Source organism: Phytopseudomonas flavescens (assembly GCF_900100535.1).
Taxonomy (GTDB): domain Bacteria; phylum Pseudomonadota; class Gammaproteobacteria; order Pseudomonadales; family Pseudomonadaceae; genus Aquipseudomonas; species Aquipseudomonas flavescens.
Genome location: NZ_FNDG01000034.1, coordinates 1 through 20,795 on the forward strand (window position 1 = coordinate 1; position 20,795 = coordinate 20,795).

Annotated in this window: 22 protein-coding genes, 1 tRNA gene and 1 pseudogene; 8 read left to right on the forward strand and 16 right to left on the reverse strand. The window is 58.4% G+C overall.

Annotated elements, in window-relative coordinates; all coding sequences use genetic code 11:
• The coding region (locus BLR94_RS26140) for a leucine zipper domain-containing protein (RefSeq protein ID WP_139207516.1) at positions 1–252 on the reverse strand (252 nt) is incomplete at its 3' end.
• Between the two features lie 301 nt (positions 253–553).
• On the opposite strand from BLR94_RS26140, the gene BLR94_RS26145 reads away from it, so the two are divergent.
• Positions 554–630: transfer RNA gene (locus tag BLR94_RS26145), tRNA-Met, on the forward strand.
• A gap of 83 nt (positions 631–713) precedes the next feature.
• On the opposite strand, the gene BLR94_RS26150 is transcribed toward BLR94_RS26145, so the two are convergent.
• The 5 genes and pseudogenes from BLR94_RS26150 to BLR94_RS26175 all read right to left on the reverse strand — a co-directional run.
• The gene (locus BLR94_RS26150; RefSeq protein ID WP_084308840.1) at positions 714–1,310 is read right to left on the reverse strand and encodes a putative adenosine monophosphate-protein transferase Fic; all 597 of its coding nucleotides are present in this window, start codon (positions 1,308–1,310) and stop codon (positions 714–716) included.
• A complete protein-coding gene (locus BLR94_RS28110; protein WP_090423776.1) occupies positions 1,310–1,480 on the reverse strand; it encodes a YhfG family protein in 171 nt (56 codons plus the stop codon). Before BLR94_RS28110 ends, BLR94_RS26150 begins: the two co-directional genes overlap by 1 nt.
• Positions 1,481–1,670: 190 nt before the next feature.
• The gene (locus tag BLR94_RS26165; RefSeq protein WP_084308842.1) at positions 1,671–3,851 is read right to left on the reverse strand and encodes a hypothetical protein; all 2,181 of its coding nucleotides are present in this window, start codon (positions 3,849–3,851) and stop codon (positions 1,671–1,673) included.
• A gap of 21 nt (positions 3,852–3,872) precedes the next feature.
• Positions 3,873–4,361 (reverse strand): CesT family type III secretion system chaperone, encoded by a 489-nt coding sequence (locus BLR94_RS26170; RefSeq protein WP_167359813.1) that lies wholly within the window; start codon positions 4,359–4,361, stop codon positions 3,873–3,875.
• Positions 4,362–4,918: 557 nt separating this feature from the next.
• A pseudogene (locus BLR94_RS26175) lies at positions 4,919–5,179 on the reverse strand (DNA-binding protein); the annotation flags it as partial.
• Here BLR94_RS26175 and BLR94_RS26180 point away from each other — a divergent pair.
• Both BLR94_RS26180 and BLR94_RS27395 read left to right on the forward strand, forming a co-directional pair.
• Positions 5,178–5,561 (forward strand): DNA-binding protein, encoded by a 384-nt coding sequence (locus tag BLR94_RS26180; protein WP_244158269.1) that lies wholly within the window; start codon positions 5,178–5,180, stop codon positions 5,559–5,561. The pseudogene BLR94_RS26175 and the gene BLR94_RS26180 overlap by 2 nt on opposite strands.
• 63 nt (positions 5,562–5,624) lie before the next feature.
• The gene (locus BLR94_RS27395; protein WP_139207517.1) at positions 5,625–6,080 is read left to right on the forward strand and encodes a hypothetical protein; all 456 of its coding nucleotides are present in this window, start codon (positions 5,625–5,627) and stop codon (positions 6,078–6,080) included.
• A 19-nt stretch (positions 6,081–6,099) separates the two neighbouring features.
• Here the strand turns inward: BLR94_RS27395 and BLR94_RS26185 are convergent, their stop codons facing one another.
• The 6 genes from BLR94_RS26185 to BLR94_RS26205 form a co-directional block, all read right to left on the reverse strand.
• Positions 6,100–6,762, reverse strand: a complete 663-nt coding sequence (locus tag BLR94_RS26185) for a uracil-DNA glycosylase (protein ID WP_084308844.1) — start codon at positions 6,760–6,762, stop codon at positions 6,100–6,102.
• Positions 6,752–7,876: a hypothetical protein gene (locus BLR94_RS27400; RefSeq protein ID WP_139207518.1), complete on the reverse strand. Its 1,125-nt coding sequence runs from the start codon at positions 7,874–7,876 to the stop codon at positions 6,752–6,754. Before BLR94_RS27400 ends, BLR94_RS26185 begins: the two co-directional genes overlap by 11 nt.
• A complete protein-coding gene (locus BLR94_RS27405; protein ID WP_139207519.1) occupies positions 7,873–8,469 on the reverse strand; it encodes an Nmad2 family putative nucleotide modification protein in 597 nt (198 codons plus the stop codon). The genes BLR94_RS27400 and BLR94_RS27405 overlap by 4 nt, the downstream gene beginning before the upstream one ends.
• Positions 8,466–8,912 carry a hypothetical protein gene (locus BLR94_RS26195; RefSeq protein ID WP_084308846.1) on the reverse strand — a complete coding sequence of 149 codons (447 nt, stop codon included), beginning with the start codon at positions 8,910–8,912 and terminating at the stop codon, positions 8,466–8,468. Before BLR94_RS26195 ends, BLR94_RS27405 begins: the two co-directional genes overlap by 4 nt.
• A 674-nt stretch (positions 8,913–9,586) precedes the next feature.
• Complete coding sequence (locus BLR94_RS26200) at positions 9,587–9,865, reverse strand: hypothetical protein (RefSeq protein ID WP_084308847.1); 279 nt, start codon at positions 9,863–9,865, stop codon at positions 9,587–9,589.
• Positions 9,866–10,126: 261 nt separating this feature from the next.
• Complete coding sequence (locus tag BLR94_RS26205) at positions 10,127–10,516, reverse strand: DUF3592 domain-containing protein (RefSeq protein WP_167359814.1); 390 nt, start codon at positions 10,514–10,516, stop codon at positions 10,127–10,129.
• A gap of 218 nt (positions 10,517–10,734) precedes the next feature.
• On the opposite strand from BLR94_RS26205, the gene BLR94_RS26210 reads away from it, so the two are divergent.
• The 3 genes from BLR94_RS26210 (at position 10,735) to BLR94_RS26220 (ending at position 12,507) form a co-directional block, all read left to right on the forward strand.
• Positions 10,735–11,097: an RcnB family protein gene (locus tag BLR94_RS26210; protein WP_084308849.1), complete on the forward strand. Its 363-nt coding sequence runs from the start codon at positions 10,735–10,737 to the stop codon at positions 11,095–11,097.
• Between the two features lie 116 nt (positions 11,098–11,213).
• On the forward strand, positions 11,214–11,657 hold the full coding sequence (locus tag BLR94_RS26215; protein ID WP_084308850.1) for a hypothetical protein: 444 nt from the start codon (positions 11,214–11,216) through the stop codon (positions 11,655–11,657).
• A 190-nt stretch (positions 11,658–11,847) separates the two neighbouring features.
• On the forward strand, positions 11,848–12,507 hold the full coding sequence (locus BLR94_RS26220) for a DedA family protein (protein WP_084308851.1): 660 nt from the start codon (positions 11,848–11,850) through the stop codon (positions 12,505–12,507).
• Positions 12,508–12,573: 66 nt separating this feature from the next.
• Here BLR94_RS26220 and BLR94_RS26225 read toward each other — a convergent pair whose 3' ends face one another.
• The 3 genes from BLR94_RS26225 to BLR94_RS26235 are packed head-to-tail and all read right to left on the reverse strand — an operon-like array spanning position 12,574 to position 18,328.
• Positions 12,574–14,028, reverse strand: coding sequence for an AdeC/AdeK/OprM family multidrug efflux complex outer membrane factor (locus BLR94_RS26225; RefSeq protein ID WP_084308852.1), 1,455 nt, complete (start codon positions 14,026–14,028; stop codon positions 12,574–12,576).
• Positions 14,025–17,168 (reverse strand): efflux RND transporter permease subunit, encoded by a 3,144-nt coding sequence (locus BLR94_RS26230; protein ID WP_084308853.1) that lies wholly within the window; start codon positions 17,166–17,168, stop codon positions 14,025–14,027. The genes BLR94_RS26225 and BLR94_RS26230 overlap by 4 nt, the downstream gene beginning before the upstream one ends.
• Before the next feature lie 14 nt (positions 17,169–17,182).
• Positions 17,183–18,328, reverse strand: a complete 1,146-nt coding sequence (locus BLR94_RS26235; protein WP_139207521.1) for an efflux RND transporter periplasmic adaptor subunit — start codon at positions 18,326–18,328, stop codon at positions 17,183–17,185.
• 201 nt (positions 18,329–18,529) lie between these two features.
• On the opposite strand from BLR94_RS26235, the gene BLR94_RS26240 reads away from it, so the two are divergent.
• Positions 18,530–19,165, forward strand: a complete 636-nt coding sequence (locus BLR94_RS26240; RefSeq protein ID WP_084308855.1) for a TetR family transcriptional regulator — start codon at positions 18,530–18,532, stop codon at positions 19,163–19,165.
• Between the two features lie 162 nt (positions 19,166–19,327).
• Positions 19,328–19,807 carry an LEA/WHy family protein gene (locus BLR94_RS26245; RefSeq protein WP_084308856.1) on the forward strand — a complete coding sequence of 160 codons (480 nt, stop codon included), beginning with the start codon at positions 19,328–19,330 and terminating at the stop codon, positions 19,805–19,807.
• Here BLR94_RS26245 and BLR94_RS26250 read toward each other — a convergent pair.
• Entirely contained in the window at positions 19,800–20,693 is an 894-nt protein-coding gene (locus BLR94_RS26250) for a YihY/virulence factor BrkB family protein (RefSeq protein WP_084308857.1), read from the reverse strand. The two genes, BLR94_RS26245 and BLR94_RS26250, sit on opposite strands and share 8 nt — an antisense overlap.
• Positions 20,694–20,795: the final 102 nt, after the last annotated feature.

Genomic DNA, 20,795 nt, shown 5'->3' on the forward strand with positions numbered 1-20,795 from the left:
TGCCCGGCGCTGTTCGACAAGACGCTCACGCAAAGCGTCTGAAGTGGCGTGTGGGCAGTGTCTGGGTCGCGATGAACGATCTTGCAGACCCGCCTCACCTTCCTCCCGAAAACGTCTGAGCCATTTGTAGGCGGTTCGAACGCTTACGCCCGCCGCCTGCGCAGCATCTTCGACACGCAAGCCTTGCTCGATACGTTGGATAAGAAGGGCTCGACCTCGAGGTGTAAGACGGGCATGTTTATGTAGGTTCATCCGGGGCTCCTGGAGTGCTTGGTTGGTCGCACTTCCAGAATTCCGGGAATGCCCCGGATGAACAACCTACTGAGAGATCACATCTAGACCTTGCTGGCGAAGCAGAACGCCGCGCTCCTGCGCGGCGTTTTTCATTGCCGCCCAGGCTCGTCAGCGCCCTGCCCGTGCATGGCGTCGCAGCTCAGCCCAGCGGGAAGCACGATATCTGCACCTGCAGTGGGCTAAGCAGTTGAAAGTGCATAAATTTATTGAAAACGATGCTTGACAGAAAAGCGCTGCACGCGAATAATGCGCGCCACTCGGCTACGTAGCTCAGCTGGTTAGAGCATAGCATTCATAATGCTGGGGTCCGGGGTTCAAGTCCCTGCGTAGCCACCAAACAAAACAAGGGTTTAGCGAAAGCTAAGCCCTTTTTTGTTTCTGGGGTGTCCCCAAACTGTCCCTTTCTTGTCCCACCCACATCAGGCGATGAGTTCACCGATGCAGCGCTCGAAAATGGCGGTCATTGCGCGATAGTCGCAAACCACAGCATCGATATTTGCCTGAATCCACTCAGCCTCACCTACGCCCCACCAGTCGACCTGATAGCCCGCGTTGATGATCAGGTGCTCGAACAGAATCCGCTGAGCCCGGCCATTGCCCTCGCGAAACGGGTGGATGATGTTCAGATCGCCGTACAGTTCTGCAGCCGCAACGACCAGATCCGGGCGAGCCATCTCCTCGAACCAGCCAGTTGAAGCTACTCGCTTGAACAGCTTGGTGGATTCAGCCTCGATGCGGGTCACGTTGCAGAAATGCGTTCCACCCTTCGAGATATCGACCGTGCGCAATTCACCCGCCCAATCGTAAACGTCGCCGAACAGATGCCGGTGTATACGCTGCAGGTAGGCAAGATCGTAGGGAGGAAGGTCGAAGTCCAGCTGGCTGGCTGCGATTTCAGAGAGGCTGCGCTCAGCCTCATGGAGAGCGCTATCGTCAGTCAGGCCTAGACGATTACGTAAAACATCGGTGCCTGGGTAGCAGTAAGGATCCTGCCCGACGCCGTAGTTGTCGAGCATCAGGCCTGACTAGACCGCGCAGCGTTCAAAGCAGCCTCACGAGTCGGGAGCTGACGCTCCGCATCGGCCTGGGTCGTGTTGAACCCTTCAAGGCGCAGGCTGGCCGCGTAGTTCGACCGGCGGGCCTTAGCGCAGTAGGCCTTCTTGGCTTGCAGAGATACACCTGTCATAGGATTGCCTCATTCGTTTCGCCAGCGATCATTATAGCGGATTGCCCCTCATTCTGGTTCAGTAACCCAAGTGGAGAAAGGGTCAAGGCGGTGGCGAAGTGATCAGGCGCCAGATGTGAGTAGCGCATGGTCATCTTGATATCGCCATGACCTAGGATGCGCTGCAGCCCGAGAGATGAAAGCATAGGGCTCATCCCTCGCCCCTCTCTACGTCTACCGGCGCTGCGCCGCGCGGCACGACCGGGGTATGCCGCAAGCTCGCTCCGGCAAGGCTGCCGCCCAGCCTGGAGGCGGCCTTGACGCCCTCACGCGTCAATCCCTCGGTGAGTTCCACGCCGGCTTGCGGCAGCGCCTGCTCCAGGCCTCGGAATCGGTTGTAGCCGTTCTCGAACCGGCGGGCCAACGTATTGGGGCGGGTGCCATGGGGCAGCACTTCGCGATCAGGGTCGCGGATATTCTGCATGGCGCTGGCAAAGCGTGTCGTGTCGTCGAGTTCGGCTTCGTCCCGCGACTGCTTGTTGGCATAGAAAGGCGCCAGCAGGCCGAGCGCCTGAACACCAGTCAACAGCACGGAACCGGCCTTGGCCGCTACGGTACCGGCGCCAACCCTGGCCACCAGGACGCCCATCCCGTGATAGACGGACATCCCCTCGCTGGCGCTGTAGACCTTGCTCGTATACGCCTCACGCGAATTGCTCTGCCGGGGGTCAACGGACGTCAAGGCCTTGCCCCAGAGCGTGCCCAGCCGAGTACCCAGGCTCTCGGCGGGAGGCGCCTGCGGAACATGGGTCGGCAGGCTCCGCCCCTGATATTCGAACCGCTTGTGCTGCTGGCCCAGCGCCTGGCCACCCGACATCACCGCCCCACCGGCGAACGACGACGCCGCCCGCGCAGCGATGCCGGACGCATTGATCGAGGTGGTCAGCTCGATCAAGCGACGCACCATCTGCGCGCCGGCCTGGCTACCGAACGTAATGCCGTCGCCTTTTAGCGTGCCGTTGTGATAGTCCTGCTGGGCGTTGATGAACCCTTTGCGTGCGCGCTCCACGTCGTTCATCGAGGCCTGCAGCTCGTCATCGGTGAACGCGCGATAGCGACCTCCGTCGGTCGTGGCCAGAGGCGTATTGGGGATCACTTCGGCGGCAGCCACCTTGCGCAACTCGGGTGCCCCCAAAGACGCCAGCACCTCCCTGGCCGAGGGCTTGACGAAGTTGTCCAGCGTCTCGTGCACGGCACCGACGGCAGCGCCACTGGAAGCGGCCTGCCCGGCCAGATCCAGTACCGACAATTCGGGATCGACGTAAGCTCGCGCCAACACGAACAGCAACGTGGCAGACAATCCCTGAGGGATACTGGCGGCGAGAAAAACCCGTGCACTGGTAAACAGGCCACTGCCCTGCTCGGCCAGTTCGTGCAGGTGCCTGTCCAGCCCCATGTTGTCGAGACTGTCCTGCAGGGCGCTGCGCTGTAGCCCGGCGCTGGCCTCATCGAACTGCGTCTTTACCTGCGTCCATCGCTCGACCTCGGCCTGTGCCCGTTCGACCTGCTGAGCGCGCATGGGGCCTGGCGGCAGGCCCTGGGTTGCCTGCCACTCGCCACGGGCGGCCACCAGGCAGGCATCGGCCAGCGCCTGGCACTTGTCGAGGATCCGCTCCTTGATACCCGTCGACCAGCGTCCGGCCAGCGCCTGGAAGGCGTCGAAACCGACCTGTACCTGCTGGCGCTCCTCATCGCTCAGTTCGCAGTCGGCCAGCACCTCGCCATAGAGGGCTGCCTGTCCATCGAGATGCCTGGCGATACGCGGCAACGCATTGTCGAGCAGCACCTGCAGGCGTTCGCCGGACACACGCATTCCAGCAGGCATGGGCTGGCTGAAGCGCTGATCGATGTCCGCCAACAGCCGCGCGAACGTGTCGCCATAGGGAATGCCACTATCGAGTTGGCCTGGCTGACCGTCATTGAGCAAGGCCCTCATGCGCTCGTAACTGAGCCGAGGATCCATCTGCAGCACACGCCCCTCCAGGATCATGCGCCTTTTGTTGATTTCCAGCGGGTTCTGCGCGAGCCGGTGTGCCGCCCGCTGCTGCTGGCCGATGGGCCGTGAATAGTTCAGCGGCTTCTGCGCGAGGATCATTTGGCGAGCTTCGGCGCGCACGGCCTCGAGCCCTGGATGCTGGCTCTCGAACAGCCGCACCAGGCTCGTTGGCGAAGGCTGCACAACCTGCGCCTGTTGCTGCGCACTCAAGGGCGCCCGGCAAGAGGCGCGCGCCTGGGAACGCATTGCCTGCGAACGCTGGCTTGGCGCGTCGACCGTGGCGGTGGAGGAAAGGGAACCGTGCGAACGGCTGATGGTGCTGGGCGTTGGCTGCATGAGGCGATCCTTTTTCCAGGGTCATTGCTCGCTAGTACGAGCTGTCAGCGCTTTGCGCGAGGTCGGCCGACCACCTGGCCGGCACACGGGCTGATCGGCGTCGAGGAAAAAGTCTCTGCGCCAGGCTTTGGCCATATCGGCCAGTTCTCCCAGCAAGGTGAGCAGACGCTCGGCACTCAATCGCTCGAGCAGCAACGCCGCCGCCAGGTTTATATGCCGGCTTTGCGGATTGAGCGTGAAGACTGGACTGAGCGGTTCACCGAACAGATGAAAATTCATCTCCAGCAGCCGCAGGGCAGCCGCTGCCGCCTCACGCGAAGGCAACTGCCCGAGGTCGGCATAGAGCAGCACTGTGCCCATGCCCTGGCTCTGCCTGTGGCACAAGGTGAAATCGACACCATTGACCTCGATAGCAGTGCGCTCATAGAGGCTTGCCGGGTTGGGAATCAAAGCCAGGGTACAGAAATGGTCGATCAGCGATCGATAGGCAGGCGTGGTCATAAGCACCATGAAAGTCATCTTGACGATGTGCCATGGGTGGGTGGGAAACCGCCGGCGGTTCCTCTAAGAACCGGAATAAAATCAATGAAATCAAATATTAAGGTTTTATTAACGAACAATGAACGCTGCATGAATTCGCTGTTTCAATCCTGAACGGAAAGGCATCGTCGATGCCATCATGCATCCGAAACAAACCACCCGGCTGGGGTACGTCCGCCAGCACGCCAGATACCGCGGATATCTCGCAAGACCAGCAGTGCTCGCAAACCTCCCGGTACGGCCACCGATCGACCTGGCCTGTGCTCAATCGCGTAGCGAGATAACGCCGGGCCTTTCTCCCAGCGAGCTGCGCAGCCCGAGGCTGAGGCCATCGATGGCGCCCCACAGGTAGCCCCCGGCGAACGCTAGCGCAGCGACGAACAGGTAGCGCTTCAAAGCCTGCCCCGCTGCACGTCGGTGACGGTCGACTCGATGGCACTGCCCGTCCCCATCGCCGCCGTGACTACCTGGTTGCCTGTCCCACAGGTGATTTCCGCCGTCGGCGAGTCGCCCTCGGAGCCCTGCCCATAATCCCCCGCACAGAACACGGTTTTGCCCCGTTCCATATCACGGCGGATACGGTGCAGGTTGATGACGCGGTGGCGGCCAATCTTGGCGGTCGGGACGGTGCCGGATTCGATCCAGCCGCGTACGACATCCTCGGTAATCACGTCAATACCCAGCAGCTTGGCGAACACGTGCTTTGAGCAAAACGGCGCATCACGCAGGTCGTTGACGCGTTCCGGGTTTCCCTGTGTGTCGAACCCCACTATTCCAGACTGTTCCATGCAAAGCCCCTATAATCCAGTTTCACCGAAAGTGAACATGCACCAAATGCATATGTACATGTTACACCTTCAATTAAAAATGTACATAGAACATCAATGGCATTTGTTAATGGCAGAGCAGATAGTCGATAGAAGCCTTCAATTGATCGACCTAGCCAGTCTGAAAGAGCTAGCGGAGGCCGGTGGAACGGATTACGTCCGCTGGCAAAACATCAAGCGCGGGCGCGCGCGCGTGGGCGCTGAAGAAATTGAAATTCTTGGGCGAGTATTCCCGACGTACCGATGGTGGCTAATAACAGGTGAAGTGGCACCAGAGAATGGGCAGACAAGCCCAAGCTTCGACGAGGCCAATCGAAACTTGAACGGTCAATACGCGGGATAGCGATCACTGAAGAAGCTGCTAGGCGCTGGTTTGCCCGAACAGATCTGCACAAGGAGTAGTGAGATGGGCGGTCAAATAAAACCAGATCCTGTAGAGGACTATCGCAACATTCAGCGGGAGGTTAAAGAATGGGAACGATACCTGAACGATAGTGTTGGATACTTTGCCTTTACATTTGCAATAGCGTCATTAGGTACTAACGCACCGCAGTTTTGGGCAACAGTTAGTATGATATTTATTTTTGCTGGGCACCAAGTAAACCAGAAAGGAAAGATGGAAACTCTGAAAAGAATCATAGCACTAAGAAAGCAATCGGGTAACGAGTACTATGCCTTCGTTGAAAAAGATGCACGTAGAACTATCAGCATACTACGCTCACTGCCGTTCTTTATTGGATATATGACTTTGGCTACTATAATATTTGCCCCAAGCCTTATGCCTACTGAATGGGTTACCCTTCTCTACGGTGGGAAGCCATATTTTGACTTTTCAAAACTTAGCATAGTTATGGCTCAATGATTCTTGAATATAATATCGACTAAAACAGCTCTCCTTGTAGCGAAGGGACTCTAACACCATACAGTTCAGATATTTTATTTGTGAACTCTGTCTGACCACCGTAACTTGGATGTCTCACTTTAACTCCAGGTATTCCAGCAGCAACCCTAGCTATAGAACCTACAGCATCATTACCTACAGCGATAAGGCGCCGGGGTTTTATCATGCTAATAAGCTCGCCAAGTACAGCCTCACCAAGATTACGTTCCTGGGAATTATGCGATCTATTGGTGAAAGGTAGCCCTTCTTCATGAGGGTGCAGAGGGAAGACATTCCACAAAAAAACATTGTCGTGTATGCAGTTCAAAACATCCCATATAACTGTTGCTGTTCTTTCTTTAAAGGGCTCTCCTTTAGTTGTTTTAATTGCAGAAAGACTCCAGCGTTTTGCATATGCCTCAGCATGAAATTCGTCTGTCAATGCCAGCCCAGTGCGGCGCCCACCCCTATACCCTAAGTCACGGCCAATCCAGATTGCATCTACCCCTTCCACCGATGCTTTTTTTAAAACATCAAGCAATAAGGCCCTTCTAAGCTTATCGGCGCCTCGAAGGTCATGAGTAGCGCATATTTCAGAATATGGATTGAAGCTGTTTACCGTTCTAATTTCGGATAGCCGCCGCACAAATTCTTTAGGTTGCATCGCGTGGATTCTCTAAACTGTATTCAAGAGATCTTTTTTCTCTAGATCCAATTATATATCCCCGGCCATTAATTTTCAACTCACGGAACACTTTGTACCCATCTAGGATTGCTTTCTCAAATAACGCATAAGGGCAGACATCTACTTCATACCCCTGGACAAACTGCTTCACATTCTTGAGAATGTCAAAAGATAACTCAGACTGAGTTTCAAAATAATCTTTTTCTTTTGCAATAGAAAAAATCCACGCACTTAGTCCTTCTTCAATTACTATAGCTCTTCCACCATCCTGTGATTCATCCTTTTCTGGATTGCTCTTCCGCTTATTCTTTAAGAGCGCCCTAAAAACAGGAGACCAGTGTAAAATCACAGCATACGCCATGTGAAAAACATCATGAAATCTATAACCGTCCTCAACCTCAATATTATCCGTCAGAGGATCACCTATAAAGACGTCTCCTTTTTTCATGTATGTTTTGCCATTGGAACGCTGACTTACCTCAATAATAAATTCACGTGGCAGTTGCTCATCTTGGTCTTCACCCTTGTCAAAATCGGGAAGCTCGCCGAGAGCGGGCGGTAAAAATCGGCCTAAGGATTTTTCTAAATTATTATCTATGACATCTTTAAAGCTAACGCCTGAGGACGACACAACATCGATATATGCCTTTAGAAAATCTTCCAGAAGGTCTGATGATATCTGATTAACATCAGACACTAAGAAAGCTGAAGCTTTATAGCCGAGAACCCTGCTTGACTCAATTAAATCGAGCTTAGTTTGGACTGGTACAAATCCTATTGGGTGATTTTTTATACTGGTACTAATAGCGTAGCGAGAACTATCCTTGTAAATCACCTCAAGAACCTTGGCGACGGAGGTGTCTCGACGATTACATAGCCTTGAGAAATACCAAAGAGCATCTCCTAGCTCTTCTACAAGGGACTTGTCTTGATCGAATGCAGCGTTTTCTCTATATGCTTTTTTTGAAACAGATAAAATACTTCCAACCTCCCCATAGAGGCCGAATGATAATAAATGCCATGGCTTATCACTTAAACGATCTGTATCAGATATCTTACCTTCGTAGACTGTAATGAATTGAAATCCACTCATTGAAATGTCCTCTTGTGCTGCCACTTTTCAGGCTGACCAAGGACTCCTTTTTCTTGATGGCGAAACCATAAGATAAAGTCATCTACAAATTTTCGATCAAAGTCATTCCGATGAGATCGGAGCACTCTTAGTGCGCCAAACTTTTCAGGCAAAGGTATTGCGCCTACGCCCCAATAGGAGAAATTAGACGCAATCAATACTTGATCGGTAGATACCGTATCAGTATCAATGTTGGCCTGAATTGGACTACCGTCTTCATTCGTATGATGGGATTTTTGCTGATGCCACGTTCCATCATGCTTTCTAAAATATATATTATCGCCTGCTTTATATTTATCACTCATATTGAAGACTGGTTTTTTAACCTGAAAGCGGGGATCGTTCCAATATTCATCAAATGATATTTTCTCCGCAACTTCCATGACATAGCAGATTCTATTCCCATCTGGCTTGGGAGTGAGGCCTACTACATAGTCACCGACCATCGCATGCTTTCGAATTTGCGGCTTACATGCAGCCAAGGTGCAAATCCCATGAAATGGATTAGGTGCAAAACCGAAATCACGGGAAACAATATAGGAAAATAGTCTCATTTTTTATTACCGCACTTATGGCGCGCAAAAGGACCATCCTCTTTTATGGAAGAGTCAACATTTGTCCATCCATCAGTGAAAGGTGTGGCCAGTATTTGATCCAGCACCTCAGATACTTGATGAACAAGACCGTCGCCAAACTTGGTAAATCCGTCTGCAAGGACGTCACCTTCATCTTCTTGAATGCAGATTATTTTTCTACCTAGTCGGTTTGCTTCGACTAAGGCTTGTTTTAAACAATCATTTATCTTGTCAGAGGCGAAAAAAACCAGAATCTCGGATTTCCCGATAGCAGCAAAAATCTCTTCTCGCTGAATACAAAATTCTTCCTGTCCAGCTTTATAGATAATTATATCAAGGATTATTTGATACTCTGCAAAATGCTCTTCAATGGCTTTTAGTTTAAACACTTTGTCTGAATTAAGTAGGGCAAGTACTCTCATAACTATTCCTTAGTTAAATTTTTCTAAGAGACGAATAGCATTGCGCTTCGCAGGAGAGAGACTTCAACTCACTGCGAAGCGAAATAATGCTTGGGAGTACCGTTTGGGAAGCGAAACCCGCTAATGCGACTGAGATACAGTAGCAAGCAGGAACGGAGCTGCTTTCGGTCATCCTAACCCTCTATCCGCTACGATTGGCAAATAGCCATCATTTTCAGGCTAGCTGGTAGCTGGAATTTCGTAAATAGGTTGGGTGACTACGTTGGTCGAATTGTGTGCCGGAAACTGGCTTAGTATGGCTAGGCAAATGCCACAGAGCGCGGATTATGGGGCTTTCTGGCTCAGCGGAACGCTTCGTATCGGATTCATAATGCCGGGGTCCGGGGTTCAAGTCCCTGCGTAGCCACCAAACAAAACAAGGGTTTACCGAAAGGTAAGCCCTTTTTTGTTTGCGCCGGTGACTACAAAGTGTGCGCATCTTGACCAAGGAGCACGCGAAGGTCGAATGTGTCAGGGCAGTGGGGAAATGATCGGGCGCAGGGTGGACGAGCCCCGTTCCAATAGCCATTTCCCGGCCTCACATCCAGGCGCTTTCAAAGGCGGGAGTGGCGCCGCCCAAGCGACTGTGGCGGGTGCAGTCAATGGCTTGCCTCGATCATCCGTTGGGCTGGGGTTTAAAAGATCAGGTAGCCCAGCGCGATCAGCAAGCTGCAGATGATTGCACTCACGATATACAGCAGCCGGCTGATGCCAGAACCTCCAGGTGCGTCGAAAACCTGCTGTGGCTGTGTGGAGGCGGCGCGCAGGCGGCGTGGGCGGCGAATTCTGATGACGTTGTCTGCCGCAGGTATCGCGCCCTCGCTATCGGGTTTGGGTTTGAAATTCTCCCAAGACGCACCATGGCCCTGTTTGCGGCGCTCTTCGCGCCACCATTCCTGGTCTTCCCATCCCATCCTTCAGCCCTCCTGGCTGGTATTGTTCGTTCTTGACGGTCATTGAGAACTACGCTGGCAACCACGAGTTCAATACGCGGCTGCAAATAGGCCGATATCGGCGAACCACTGTCCTGACCATCTTAGTACCGACCGCGGCTTTATGCTGTGCTGCCCGTCACCGCGGCGCAGCAACGGACACACGGTCGCTCGTTTCGGTCTGCCGGGCGTGCCTCCGTTGCATTGACCTCGACGGACAGTCTCTGGCGGGTGGCTGACCGACTATTCGAGCAGCAGCTCGACCACCAGGAACAGGCTGGAGACGCCGCACAGCAATACCCCCAACCAGAAGAACGAGGCGCCACGCTGCACGGCGGTGTCGATCACCGCTCGCTTGGGAAAGGTAGGGTCGTAGCGAACCGCGACCGCATCGCCTTTGCGGTAATGGCGCCAGCTGCTCATGCTGCTCTGGTGCACGTGCAGGTCGCCGTGCTCGTCACGCCATTCGAAACGCGGGTAGCGACTCGAGGTATTGAGCCCGTGCTCGCTGGCGATGATCCGCCCCTGGGCCTGTCGCCAGTCACGGCTGGCAAGACGCCGGGACAGGCCAATACCGATCAGCACCGCACCGACGCAGCCGAAGACCATGGCGAGAAAAACGGAAACAGGCATGACTGACTCGAGTGGCGGGACGTGAACAATAGGCGTGCTGGCGCAGTGAAGGTTCAGGGAAAAATACCCCCCGCTCGGCGACCGCATACTCACGCGATGGCCATCCGTAATGCCAGGCGTCGCCAATGCTCTGCGGCCGACGCGTGCAGAAATTTAGGTTGAGTGTTCTGCGGCCGCTCCTGTCCATAGTCATGCCCCCGGATTAAGGAGAGTCACCCATGAACACCACGTCTACCCTCAGCGTTCTGCTCGGCACTCTGCTGGTCGCCGGCCTTGCCCATGCGGCCGACCCGGCCAAGCAGGAGCCGTCCCGCGAGGTCTATCAGGATCAGGTATTGCAGCAGAAGCCCGACCAGAAAGACCCCCAGGCCAAGGATCCGATGCATATCGGCGACCTCAAGGAAGGCACCCCGGCGCCGCACAAATACTGGCGCAAGGATTACGCCATCAACGACCTGAAAAAGCACAATCTTCCGCAGCCCGAAGACAAGGAACACGAGCAGTGGGTGAAGATCGGTACCGACTATGTGTTGCTGAACAAGGATACCGGTACCATTCAGCGCATCATCAAGGGCAAGTAATGGTTCTGCGCTAATATGGCGGCTTGGGAACAGCCCGTCGGCGTCGCCTGATTGGCTATCAATCATGGACGCTTGCGCCCTGCTCGTATCGGTTCTTTTTCTTCTAGGGATGGATGATGAAGGTTTCAGTCGATAAGCCTCATGCCCCGTACCGCGAGCTCTTGCGCGGCGCGGCGGCAATTGCCGTCGGAGCCGCCCTGGCCTATGGCGGCGCTCATCTGTTCGCCCTGCTGCGCCTCGGCTCGCCGCCGGTGGAGCCGGAAACCTTCGAGGTGGTGCCGCAGGTGTCGGTGCACGAACCGGCAGTGGTCGAGCCAACTGCGCCGGGTGAAGATCCCTGGTGGCGCGGTGATGCCGAGTTCTGGCAGGAGCAAGCGCGTTTGAACAGCGCGGTCGTGCCTGCGCAATACCGCGACTTGCAGTTCGCCTGGTCGGAAAAAATGGCCACCAACGCCAGGCAACGTGCCCTGCAGGATGCCTCCGGCCAGCAGCCACAGGTACTACCGGCCAAGCAGGCACAGACCACTGAATTGCAGATTCCCGAGAAGCCGCGTCGCTGAGCCCTGCGCCAGTCCCATCGAGACCTTTTCATCGCTTCGCGGGTATTGCACGGAACGCTTGCCCGTCGAGCGGCTCAAACGCCTGCCTGACCCCATGTAGCAGGCGCCTTTGCCTGCAGAGGCGGGCATAATGCCGCAGCCAAGCAGCCCGCTCCTGAATGTCGGACTGCGCACACCGTTGGAGCCCTCGATGGAATTCATTCACCTGGTTATCGATTTCATTCTGCATATCGACCAGCACCTGGCGGCCCTCACCGCCCAGTACGGCACCTGGATCTACGCGATCCTGTTTCTGATCGTGTTTTGCGAAACCGGCCTGGTGGTCACCCCGTTCCTGCCAGGCGACTCGTTGCTGTTCGTGGCCGGCGCCATAGCCGTGCACGGCACCATGAACGTGCACCTGCTGGTACTGTTGCTGATCACTGCGGCCATTCTCGGTGACGCACTGAACTACACCATCGGCCGCTTCATGGGCCAGAAGCTGTTCAGCAACCCGGATTCGAAGATCTTTCGCCGCAGCCACCTGGAACTCACCCAGAACTTCTATGCCCGGCATGGCGGCAAGACCATCATCCTCGCCCGCTTCGTGCCCATCGTGCGCACCTTCGCGCCCTTCGTCGCCGGCATGGGCCGAATGAACTATGCCCACTTCGCCGCCTACAACGTGGTCGGGGCGATTCTATGGGTGACCCTGTTCACCTACGGCGGTTACTTCTTCGGCAACCTGCCGGCGGTACAGAGCAATCTGCACTACCTGATCATCGGCATCATCGTGGTCTCGATCCTGCCGGGCGTGATCCAACTGATCCGTCACAAGATGAACAGCTCGGCCCGCGTGCAGACGCCTTGACCGGCAAATCGCAGAAATGAAAAAGCCCCGGAATTCCGGGGCTTTTTCTTGCCTTGCCGCTGTCGATCAGGACTGCGGGGCGGCGGGTGCAGGTGCGGGGGTCGTCTGGGTGCGTTCGTTCCAGCCACCACCGAGCGCCTTGTAGAGGTCGATCTCGCTGGTGAGCTGCGACAGGCGTACACCGATCAGCTCCTGCTGCGCGCTGAACAGCTGGCGCTGGGCATCGAGCAGGGTCAGGTAGCTGTCCACCCCGGTGCGGAAGCGGCGATCGGCGAGGTCGTAGTAGTTCTCGGAGGTCGCCACCAGGCCGCGCTGCGCCTGCAACTGCTCCTCGAAGGTACCGCGCGCCGCAAGACCATCGGAAACTTCCTGGAAGGCGGTCTGGATCGCCTTCTCGTAGGTCGCCACCTGGATGTTCTTCTGGATCTCGGCATAGTCCAGGTTGGCGCGCAGACGCCCCGCCGTGAAGATCGGCAGGTTGATCTGCGGCTGGAACAGCCAGGTACCCGAACCACCATCGAACAGACCCGACAGCTGGCTGCTGGCGGTGCCGGCATTGGCGGTCAGGCTGATGCTCGGGAAGAACGCGGCACGCGCGGCACCGATGCTGGCATTGGCGGCGAGCAGCTCGCGCTCGGCCTGCAGCACGTCTGGGCGGCGTTGCAGCAGATCGGACGGCAGGCCGGCCGGGACATCGGCCAGCAGTTGCTTGTCCAGGCCCTCGCCTTGCGGCAAGTCGGCCGGCACGGCACCACCGAGCAGTACGCCCAGGGCATTGCGGTCCTGGGCTACCTGGCGGGTGTATTGCGCCAGGTTGGCCTGGGCGGTCTGCACCGAGGTGCGCGCCTGGCTCAGGGACAAGGCATCGGTCACGCCGACGTCGAAGCTGCGCTGGGTCAGTTCCAGGCTGCGCTGGAAGGTACCCAGTGTGTCGCGGGTCAGCTTCAGCAGCGCTTCGTCGGCCTGCAGGGTCAGGTAGGCGTTGGCCACACTGGCAATCAGGCTGATCTGCGTACTGCGCTGTGCTTCTTCGGTGGCGAAGTACTGCTGCAGGGTCTGCTCGTTGAGGCTGCGCAGGCGACCGAAGAAGTCCACTTCCCAGGCACTCACACCGACGCTGGCGCTGTACTGCCCGCCAACGGTGGAGCGGCCGGTCTGCGACAGATCGGCTGGCGTACGCTGACGGGTACCGCTGCCATCGGCCGAGATGGTGGGGAACAGCTCGGAACGCTGGATGCGGTATTGGGCACGGTAAGCGTCGACGTTCAAGGCGGCGACGCGCAGGTCGCGGTTGTTGTTCAGTGCGGTTTCCACCAGGCGCTGCAGCGCCGGGTCACGCAGGAACTCGCGCCAGCCGAGATCGGCCGCGGCGACCGAGCCCTGCACGTTGCTGCCCGCGTACGCCTGGCCCTGGGGCCAGGCCGCTTCTACCGAGGTATCCGGGCGCTGGTAGTCGGGGATCATGGTGCAGCCGCTGAGCACGATGCCCGCGACTGCGAGAGACAACAGGGACTGCCTCACTGGACGGCCTCCTTCTCGTTGGTTTCTTTGACGCTCTTGTCCTTGAACATCGAGCTGACCAGCACATAGAACAGCGGAATCCAGAAGATCGCCAGGACCGCAGCGGTGATCATGCCGCCGATCACGCCTGTGCCGATGGCATGCTTGCTACCGGCACCGGCGCCGCTGGAAATCGCCAGCGGTACCACACCGAGGATGAACGCCAGCGAGGTCATGATGATCGGACGCAGACGCATGCGGCACGCTTCCACTGCCGCTTCGATGTGGCTCTTGCCCTGCTCGTGCAGCGACTTGGCGAACTCGACGATGAGAATCGCGTTACGCGCCGACAGGCCGATGGTGGTGATCAGGCCCACCTGGAAGAACACGTCGTTGGACAGGCCGCGCCCCAGGGTGAACAGCAACGCACCGAGGATACCCAGCGGAACCACCAATATCACCGAGAACGGAATCGACCAGCTTTCGTACAGTGCCGCCAGGCAGAGGAACACCACCAGCAGCGACAGCGCATAGAGGGCCAGTGTTTGCGAACCCGCCAGACGCTCCTCGTAGGACTGCCCGGTCCAGTCGAAACCGACACCCTGCGGCAGTTCGGCAGCGATACGCTCGACTTCGGCCATCGCTTCACCCGAGCTGTGGCCTGGCGCCGGCGCACCGAGAATCTCGATGGCGCTCACCCCGTTGTAGCGCGACAGCTTGGGCGACCCGTAGGTCCATTCGCCGGTGGCGAAGGCACTGAACGGCACCATCTGGCCCTGGTCGTTGCGTACGTGCCATTTGTCCAGGTCTTCGGGGTTCATCCGAGCGTCGCTTTCACCCTGCAGATAGACCTTCTTGACCCGGCCGCGATCAATGAAGTCGTTGACGTAACTGCCGCCCCAGCCGATCTGCAAGGTGCTGTTGACGTCGGACAGGGAGACACCCAGGGTGCGCACCTTCTCGTCGTCGATCAGCAGCTTGTACTGCGGTTCGTCGAGCAGGCCGTTGGCCCGCACGCTGGATAACACAGGGCTCTGGTTGGCCAGTTGCAGGAACTTGTCACGGGCCTCGTTCAAGGTGGCCTGGCCAACGCCAGCGCGATCCTGCAGGAACAGGTTGAAACCGGTGGCGTTACCCAGCTCCATGACCGCTGGCGGAGCGAAGGCGAAGACCATGGCATCGCGGAACTCACCGCCGAAGAAGCGCCCCTGGGCACGCTGCGCCAACTCGGCAACGCTGGTACCGGCAGCGGTACGCTCGGACCACGGCTTGAGCATGATGAACGCCATACCCGAACTCTGGCCACGGCCAGCGAAGTTAAAGCCGGTTACGGTGAACACCGAGTTGACCACGTCCTTCTCGTCGTCGAGCAGGTACTTGCGCATGTCGTCGACCACCGCCTGGGTACGCTCGGCGCTGGAGCCCGACGGAGTCTGTACCTGAGCGAACAGCACGCCCTGGTCCTCCTCGGGCAGGAACGCCGAGGGAATCAGGGTGAACAGCCAGCCCGCGACCGCGACGATCACCACATAGATGATCAGGAATGGCGCCTTGCGCTTGATCACACCGCGCACGCCACGCTCGTAGCCGTTGACGCTGCGCTCGAAGGTACGGTTGAACCAGCCGAAGAAGCCGCGCTTCTCGTGATGATCGCCCTTGGCGATGGGCTTGAGCATGGTGGCGCACAGCGCCGGGGTGAAGATCAGGGCGAGGATCACCGAGAGCACCATGGCCGAAACGATGGTGATGGAGAACTGCCGGTAGATCACTCCCACCGAGCCGCCGAAGAAGGCCATCGGCAGCAGTACCGCCGACAGCACCACGCCGATGCCCACCAGCGCGCCCTGGATCTGCCCCATGGATTTGCGCGTCGCTTCGAGTGGCGAGAGCCCCTCCTCGCGCATGACCCGCTCGACGTTCTCCACCACCACGATGGCATCGTCCACCAGCAGGCCGATGGCCAGGATCATGGCGAACATGGTCAGGGTGTTGATGCTGTAGCCGAATACCGCGAGCACGCCGAAGGTACCCAGCAGCACCACCGGTACGGCGAGGGTCGGGATCAGGGTGGCACGGAAGTTCTGCAGGAACAGGTACATGACCAGGAAGACCAGCACGAAAGCTTCGATCAGGGTCATGATCACGCCGTGAATGGACTCCTGCACCACGGGGGTGGAGTCGTACGGCATGACCACTTCCATCCCGGCCGGGAAGAACGGTTTGAGCTCGTCGATGGTCGCGCGGATCGCCTTGGCGGTATCCAGGGCGTTGGCCCCGGTGGCCAGCTTGATCGCCAGGCCAGATGCCGGGTTACCGTTGAACTGGGCGCGGATGTTGTAGTTCTCGCCGCCCAGCTCGACCCTGGCGACATCGCCAAGACGCACCTGGGAACCGTCACGGTTGACCTTGAGCAGAATCTCGCGGAACTGCTCCGGGGTCTGCAGGCGGGTCTTGCCGATGATGGTGGCGTTGAGCTGTTGGCCCGGCCCGGCCGGCAGGCCGCCGAACTGGCCGGAGGAGATCTGCACGTTCTGCGCTTCGACTGCGCTACGCACATCGCTCGGGGTCAGCTGGAAGTTGTTGAGCTTGGCCGGATCCAGCCAGATACGCATGGCGTACTGGGCACCGAACACCTGGAAGTCACCGACGCCCGCCGTACGCGAGATCGGATCCTGCATGTTGGCGACAATGTAGTTTGAGAGATCCTGGTTGGTCATGCTGCCGTCGGTGGACACCACCCCGATGACCAGCAGGAAGTTCTTCACGGCCTTGGTGACGCGCAGGCCCTGCTGTTGCACTTCCTGAGGCAGCAGCGGCGTCGCCAGCTGCAGCTTGTTCTGGACCTGGACCTGGGCGATATCCGGATTGGTGCCCTGGTTGAAGGTGACGGTGATCTCCATGCTGCCGTCGGAGTTGCTCGCCGAGCTGATGTAACGCAGCCCGTCGATACCGTTCATTTGCTGCTCGATCACCTGGACCACGGTGTCCTGCACGGTCTGTGCGGACGCACCGGGGTAGTTGACCTGGATGCTCACGGCCGGGGCCGCGATGCTCGGGTACTGGTTGACCGGCAATTTGAGGATGGACAGACCGCCCGCCAGCATGATCACCAGCGCGATCACCCAGGCGAAGATGGGCCTGTCGATGAAGAAATTCGACATCGTGAAATCGCTCCTTAGCGGTTGTCAGCCTGGTCGGAAGCCGACGCCTGCTGAGGATCTGCCACGTTCTTCGCCTCGGTGGTCTTCACCTCGGCGCCTGGCTGCACGAACTGCAGACCTTCGGTTATCAGCTTGTCGCCCGGGTTCAGGCCTTCGAGGATCAACCAGCGGTTGCCGGCGGTGCGCTCGGCCTTGAGCTGACGCAGTTCGACCTTGTTCTCGGCGTTGACCACCAGGGCGGTTGGCTCCCCCTTGGAGTTGCGGGTGACGCCTTGCTGCGGTGCGAGGATGGCTTGCTGGTTCACGCCGGCAGCCAGACGCGCATGCACGAACATGCCGGGCAGCAGGTTGTGATCGGGGTTGGGGAACATGGCGCGCAGGGTGACCGAACCGGTGCCTTCGTCGACCGATACCTCGGAGAATTCCAGGGTGCCTTCATGCTCGTAGTTGCTGCCGTCTTCGAGGCGCAACTGGACTCTGGCGGCGTTGTCACCGACCTTCTGCAGCTTGCCGCTCTCCAGCTCGCGGCGCAGGCGCAGCAGATCCTTGGCCGGCTGGGTCACGTCGACGTAGATCGGATCGAGCTGCTGGATGGTCGCCATGGCGTTGGTCTGACCGTTGCTGACCAGTGCCCCCTCGGTAACCGCGGAACGACCGACGCGACCGGAGATAGGGGCCATCACCTTGGTGTAGCGCACGTTGATGCGCGCCTGCTCAAGCGCGGCCTCTGCCTGCAGGCGGGCCGCCTGGGCTTCGTCGTAGGCCTGCCGACTCACGGCCTGGTCAGCGACCAGGTCCTTGTAGCGCTCGGCCAGCGACTTGGCCGAAGCCAGGGTCGCCTGGGCGCTCTTGGCAGCGGCTTCATAGACCGACGCATCTATCTGGTACAGCTGCTGGCCAGCCTTGACTTCAGAACCTTCCTGGAACAGACGCTTCTGGATGATGCCATCGACCTGCGGACGCACTTCGGCGATACGGAAGGCGGCGGTGCGGCCCGGCAGTTCGGTGGTCAGCGTGTAGGGCTCGGCCTGCAGGGTGACGATGCCAACGGTGGGCGCCTGCTGCGCTGGCGGTGCGGCTTCCTCACTGCAACCAGCGAGCGTCAGCGTGGCCAGAGCGATAGCGGAAACCATAGCGGCGAAGGCTGGCTTCTTCTGCATCTGAAAGGACCTCATTTTCATATTGATTCGAGCCGCACGGGCGGTACCTGGCAGATAGCCGAGGTGGATACTGGGGTATAGAGTGCGAATATACTTACATCCGAGAATGTTTGTAAACGCATCTTTTGTGTAACATTGTGATCTGCCTGAAACCCAGGATAAGGGTTTTCATCCATTTCCCAATACGCGGGACCTGCCCAGATGGCCAGACGCACCAAAGCGGAAGCTGAAGAAACCCGAGCGCACATCCTTGATGCAGCCGAGCGGGTGTTCTATGCCAAAGGGGTATCCAGCACCTCGTTGGCCGATATCGCGACCGCGGCCGGTGTGACTCGGGGCGCCATCTACTGGCACTTCCAGAACAAGGTCGATGTGTTCCAGGCCATGTTCGACCGCCTCCGGCTACCGCTCGATGAACTGTCGCTGGCTTGTCGCAGTGAAGACGAACCCGACCCACTGGGCAACATGCGCTACTTGCTGGTACACCTGCTGCAACGCCTGGTGCAGGACCCACAGAGCCGGCGCATTACCGAAATCCTTCAGCACAAATGCGAGTACTCCGACGACCTCGGCGACCTGCGCCAACAAATGCAAGCATTCAGCCAAGACTGCGACCTGCGGATTGCAAAAGCATTATGCAATGCAGTGAACAGGGGCCAGTTGCCTGACGACCTGGATTGCGCACGTGCGGCGATCTGCCTGCACGCCTACATCGACGGCCTGCAAGCCCACTGGTTGCTGACTCCCGACAGCTATGACATCGGCGCTCAGGCCGAGACGATGGTGGACGCCCTGATCGACATGCTGCGCCATAGCCCTGCGCTGCGGCGTGCCTGACGGCCGGCGATCAGCACTGATCGGCCGAGGCGGCTGCGGCAGGCCCGCCCATCTGCCGGGACCGGGCCGTGACGCGGTTCAACCATGCGGCCGAGCATTCGTCGGAGTATTGAGCCTTGGCGCACGGTCTGAACCACAAGCCCACTGCCAGCGGAAGCCACCATGTCTGTTATCTACCTGCGCAGCCTGCTGCTCGCCTCGCTCGTGATTGCCCTGAGTGCCTGCAGCAGTCTCGTTCCGGACGATCCGTTACACATCGACCTGGTCGGCCTCGAACCGCTCGCCGGAGAAGGGCTGGAGGCGCGTTTCGCGGTGAGACTGCGGGTGCAGAACCCCAATGACAAGGCCATCGATTTCAACGGCGTGGCCCTGCAGCTGGACATCAATGAGCAGCCCATGGCTCGTGGCGTCAGCGACCAGAGCGGCCAGGTGCCGCGCTTCGGCGAAACGGTGATCCGTGTGCCGGTGACCATCTCAGCCTATTCGGTGTTGCGCCAGGCCTGGGGCGCCGGCGGTCACCAGCCCGGCCAGAGCCTGCCGTATCAGTTGCGTGGCAAGCTCGCCGGTGGCCTGTTCGGTACCCGGCGCTTCAGCGCCAGCGGGCAACTGAATTGGCCGGCGGCACAGCCCGCCATCAGGTAGCGGGCTCGTTCTCCGGGAGGATTTCCTTGTCTCCCGGCTCCTTGCCTTCTCTGGAAAGATGCTCGATGACCGCATTCAGCTCGGCACCGAACAGCAGCACCGCACAGGAGATATGCAGGTACAGCAGGAAAACGATGATCGCGCCGATGCTGCCGTAGGTGGCGTTGTAGTTGGCGAAATTCTGCGCGTAGTAAGCGAAACCCAGCGAAGCGGCGATCCACACCACCACCGCCAGCACCGACCCCGGCGTGATGAAGCGAAAACGTTGCTCGACGTCCGGCGCCACGAAGTAGACCACTGCCACGACGATCATCAGCAAGGCAATCGCCACCGGCCAGCGCAGCCAGTTCCACAGGATGACCACGACCTGTTCGATGCCGACCTGCTGTGCCAGCCAGTTCATCACTTGCGGGCCGAGCACCATCAGCGCGGCAGCCGTGAGCAGGGCGGCGGCGATGCCGATGGTATAAAGCAGCGACAGGGGGATGCGCTTCCAGGGCTTGCGGCCTTCCTTCACGCCATAGGCCTTGTTCATCGCGTCCATGGTCGAGCGCACCGCCGAGGAAGCCGTCCACAGCGCCACCACGATACCGATCGAGAACAGACCGGCCTTCTGGGTCTGCAACTGATCGATGACGGGATTGACCAGCTCGACCGTGGAGAGTGGCAGCACCAGTTCGGCCTGTTGCCGCAACCAGTCGAAGAACGGCTGCATGTCCAGCAGGCTGATCAGGGCGACCAGGAACAACAGAAAGGGAAACAACGAAAAGAACATCTGGAAGGCCAGGGCCGACGCGTAGGTGGGCAGTTCGTCCTCGATGAAGTCACTTACCGTCTTTTTCATCACCTGAAACAGGCTGACACCCTCGATCTTGGGTAAAAACATAGCGCCTCCACTGGCTATGCCGGACCGCCCGCTCGCGCCCCGGTGAATCATTGGCAGATGCAGCCGCCCGCCCCGCGGATCAAGCGACTGCTAACGGTTGGA

What these genes read in the sequence shown, in the direction of transcription:
- BLR94_RS26210 (WP_084308849.1), top strand. Translation starts at nt 10,735, where the DNA reads ATGAACACCACGTCTACCCTCAGCGTTCTGCTCGGCACTCTGCTGGTC.
- BLR94_RS26165 (WP_084308842.1), bottom strand. Translation starts at nt 3,851, where the DNA reads ATGCAGCCAACGCCCAGCACCATCAGCCGTTCGCACGGTTCCCTTTCC.
- BLR94_RS26150 (WP_084308840.1), bottom strand. Translation starts at nt 1,310, where the DNA reads ATGCTCGACAACTACGGCGTCGGGCAGGATCCTTACTGCTACCCAGGC.
- BLR94_RS26205 (WP_167359814.1), bottom strand. Translation starts at nt 10,516, where the DNA reads ATGCCTGTTTCCGTTTTTCTCGCCATGGTCTTCGGCTGCGTCGGTGCG.
- BLR94_RS26195 (WP_084308846.1), bottom strand. Translation starts at nt 8,912, where the DNA reads ATGAGAGTACTTGCCCTACTTAATTCAGACAAAGTGTTTAAACTAAAA.
- BLR94_RS26170 (WP_167359813.1), bottom strand. Translation starts at nt 4,361, where the DNA reads ATGGTGCTTATGACCACGCCTGCCTATCGATCGCTGATCGACCATTTC.
- BLR94_RS26215 (WP_084308850.1), top strand. Translation starts at nt 11,214, where the DNA reads ATGAAGGTTTCAGTCGATAAGCCTCATGCCCCGTACCGCGAGCTCTTG.
- BLR94_RS27405 (WP_139207519.1), bottom strand. Translation starts at nt 8,469, where the DNA reads ATGAGACTATTTTCCTATATTGTTTCCCGTGATTTCGGTTTTGCACCT.
- BLR94_RS26245 (WP_084308856.1), top strand. Translation starts at nt 19,328, where the DNA reads ATGTCTGTTATCTACCTGCGCAGCCTGCTGCTCGCCTCGCTCGTGATT.
- BLR94_RS27400 (WP_139207518.1), bottom strand. Translation starts at nt 7,876, where the DNA reads ATGAGTGGATTTCAATTCATTACAGTCTACGAAGGTAAGATATCTGAT.
- BLR94_RS26250 (WP_084308857.1), bottom strand. Translation starts at nt 20,693, where the DNA reads ATGTTTTTACCCAAGATCGAGGGTGTCAGCCTGTTTCAGGTGATGAAA.
- BLR94_RS26180 (WP_244158269.1), top strand. Translation starts at nt 5,178, where the DNA reads ATGCAAAGCCCCTATAATCCAGTTTCACCGAAAGTGAACATGCACCAA.
- BLR94_RS27395 (WP_139207517.1), top strand. Translation starts at nt 5,625, where the DNA reads ATGGGCGGTCAAATAAAACCAGATCCTGTAGAGGACTATCGCAACATT.
- BLR94_RS26230 (WP_084308853.1), bottom strand. Translation starts at nt 17,168, where the DNA reads ATGTCGAATTTCTTCATCGACAGGCCCATCTTCGCCTGGGTGATCGCG.
- BLR94_RS26200 (WP_084308847.1), bottom strand. Translation starts at nt 9,865, where the DNA reads ATGGGATGGGAAGACCAGGAATGGTGGCGCGAAGAGCGCCGCAAACAG.
- BLR94_RS26235 (WP_139207521.1), bottom strand. Translation starts at nt 18,328, where the DNA reads ATGCAGAAGAAGCCAGCCTTCGCCGCTATGGTTTCCGCTATCGCTCTG.
- BLR94_RS26240 (WP_084308855.1), top strand. Translation starts at nt 18,530, where the DNA reads ATGGCCAGACGCACCAAAGCGGAAGCTGAAGAAACCCGAGCGCACATC.
- BLR94_RS26220 (WP_084308851.1), top strand. Translation starts at nt 11,848, where the DNA reads ATGGAATTCATTCACCTGGTTATCGATTTCATTCTGCATATCGACCAG.
- BLR94_RS26185 (WP_084308844.1), bottom strand. Translation starts at nt 6,762, where the DNA reads ATGCAACCTAAAGAATTTGTGCGGCGGCTATCCGAAATTAGAACGGTA.
- BLR94_RS28110 (WP_090423776.1), bottom strand. Translation starts at nt 1,480, where the DNA reads ATGACAGGTGTATCTCTGCAAGCCAAGAAGGCCTACTGCGCTAAGGCC.